Origin of the sequence: Shewanella sp. 11B5 (genome assembly GCF_002836795.1) — a bacterium.
Taxonomy (GTDB): Bacteria; Pseudomonadota; Gammaproteobacteria; order Enterobacterales; family Shewanellaceae; genus Shewanella; species Shewanella frigidimarina.
The window spans coordinates 1-2,705 of the sequence record NZ_PJAP01001006.1; the positions used below are offsets into that span (position 1 = coordinate 1).

A 2,705-nucleotide genomic window follows, 5' to 3' on the forward strand; every position below is an offset into this window, starting at 1 on the left:
CAAATGCCCTTACCTTGATCGGTCAGTTCGCTGGTCGCAAACAACGCATGGCTGCCAATCATGCTGATGGGTAACGATTCTGTCGCACCGTAAGAGTTAAGTACTTCAACCTGTGGGTTGAGCATTTTGCTAAAACGTTTGATTGAGCTAATGGTTGCCGGAGCACCTGCTGATATCACTCGCTTAACGCTAGTGAGTTTATGCTGGCTTTGCTCACCAGCTTGGCCTAATCGCTCTAACAAGGCAGGATTAACAAACATGTTGCTGCATTGATATTGCTCGATTGCCGCAAACAAATGGGCTGGGTTGGCGGTAATGGGTTTGCTGGCATCCATGTCTGGCACAATGGATGCCATGCCTAATGCAGGGCCAAATAATGAAAACAGCGGGAAGGTAGCTAAGTCTCGCTCGCCAGGTGCAATACCGTAATCGTGTTTAAGTGCGCTAATTTGTGCTTCAAACATCGCATGGCTGTACACCACGCCTTTGGGTGTGCCAGTACTGCCACTAGTAAACAAAATGGCCGCCATATCATCTGGCTTTAACAATGCCATTTCCAGCGGATGAGCAATATTACGGCCAATTTCAGTAATAGTTTCGAGACTCGTTGCATTAGCTAACAAACGTTGAATAGCTGAACCACCGACATTAATCACCTGCTTAACACTGCCTTTGCCCCACCCCAAAACACGCCTAGCAATATGGGCTTTAGGGATGCCGATAAAGGCATCTGGTTGCGACTCTTCAAAACACTGTTTAAGGTTTTTGATACCCATACCAGGGTCAACTAAAATTGGGATGATACCGGCTTTGAACAAGGCAAACGTTAACGAGAAAAACTCAATGCTTGGGGTAACCATTAACACCGCTTTCATACCACGCTTAATACCGTATTGAATAAGCCCTTTGGCAATCATGTCGGATTGTTGATGTAAGGTAACAAAGTCGATTTCTTGATAATTGAATTGGCCTTGCTTAACGTGTTGCACAGCAACAGCAAGTCCGGCAGGAATAGTTTGCGCAGCCGTTTTAAGGTGCTGACAGATATTGGCATTAGCAGGTGCAGAGGTTTGGGTCATGTGGCTTCATTTTGGGCTAATGTGAATAACGCATATGCTGGCTAACGACAATAACGCCAACATATAGATAATTTTAGACGATTAAATAGCTAAAAGGCTCAAATGAGCCTTTTAGGGTGTAATTAATTTTTTGCGATAAAGTCTTTAATTAAGCCAATCACTTCGTCGCTGGCATCTTCAAGGATGTAATGACCGCAGTCAGCAAACTCGTGCACCGTTGCGTGAGGCATTCGCTGTCGCCATTCTTCTAAAAAATACTTATCGAATACAAAATCTTGTAAACCAAAACAAATCAATGTCGGTACTTCAGCAAACTCGCTTAAGCTATCGCCAATGCTAGTCACTAGGTCGTAGTTTCTGTCGCCAGGTTTGAGTGGAATGTCTTGTACGAAACGTAAGGTCGAAATACGATTTTTCCACGAATCAAACGGCGCTACGTAAGCTTCACGCACTTCTTTAGACATGGGTTTGCGTTTAACACCCACATACGAGGCTGCTGATGAAAATGCATTTAAACCACGAACCAACAAGGTGCCGAGTAAAGTTTCGCGGCAAATCCACAATGCCCACGGAAAAGGCTTAGTTTTAGGAAGATGAAACGCTGCCGTGTTTAAACACACAATGCGTTTGATGCGCTCAGGATGACGAGCCGCAAAGCCCATTCCAATCATACCGCCCCAGTCGTGTACCACTAGGGTGATGTTTTGTTTTACATCAAGGCTGTCAAGCAAGGCTTCTAAGTCATCAATACGGTTTTTTAGGGTGTAATCGTATTGTGGATCATCGGGTTTGTCTGATAAGCCGCAACCAATATGGTCTGGCACAATACACTGATGCTGATCGCTCAACGCGCTCACTAAATTACGGTAGTAGTAACTCCAACTAGGATTACCGTGCACCATAACGACTGGCTCGCCTTGGCCTTCGTTTATGTAATGTAGTTTATTGCCGTTACGGTCTAAATAATGACTTTTAAATGGCAGTAAGTTGTCTAGCATGATGCATCCTGTTAACTATTTTTATAATGATATGCAAAAACTCAGTGCAGCCCAAGGCTTACCACTTAATTCCTAACATCATGCAGTTCAAACCACTGCCTATCCCTAAAAAGCTGACTTGATCGCCAACACGTAAAAAACCTTCATCGTGGGCAATTGCAGCAGTAACCGGTAGTGAAACCGTGCCCATGTTGCCTAAGGTTTGATAGGTGGGATATTCTTTTTCGTGGGGGATGTTTAATGCATTTAGCACTTGTCGGCGGTTTGATGCACCTACTTGGTGACAAATCACTTTATCAACTTGCTCAACAACCCAATCACGCTGCTCTAGGAAATGCTCCCAAGTGTGCTTAGCAAGCTCTACGCCTTCTTTAAGCAAGGTAACTGCATCGGTACGCATAAACTCGCGATATAATAAGTGCCCAGCTTCTTGTAGGCCCCATTGACACAATTGGTGATGCTCTGGTGCAGACAAATGACTGGCGCCTAATAACTGATGCTGACGCGTGGTGGTGAGTGGCAAGCTGCCGTCAGTTAAAATAACTGCAACTGCGCCTGAACCGCCCGTAAGCGTTGCCAATGACTGGGCAAAGTTTTGCATTGTCGGTTCGGCTAGCATGTGGTCAAT

At 45.0% G+C, this 2,705-nt stretch carries 3 protein-coding genes; all 3 read right to left on the reverse strand.

From position 1 onward, the window contains the following. The coding region (locus tag CXF78_RS19545) for a fatty acid CoA ligase family protein (protein WP_145991575.1) at positions 1 to 1,079 on the reverse strand (1,079 nt) is incomplete at its 3' end. A gap of 122 nt (positions 1,080 to 1,201) precedes the next feature. Further along, positions 1,202 to 2,077, reverse strand: coding sequence for an alpha/beta fold hydrolase (locus CXF78_RS19550; protein ID WP_102037694.1), 876 nt, complete (start codon positions 2,075 to 2,077; stop codon positions 1,202 to 1,204). A gap of 58 nt (positions 2,078 to 2,135) precedes the next feature. Continuing rightward, a partial coding sequence (locus CXF78_RS19555) for a 3-oxoacyl-[acyl-carrier-protein] synthase III C-terminal domain-containing protein (protein ID WP_308302287.1) occupies positions 2,136 to 2,705 on the reverse strand: 570 nt, incomplete at its 5' end.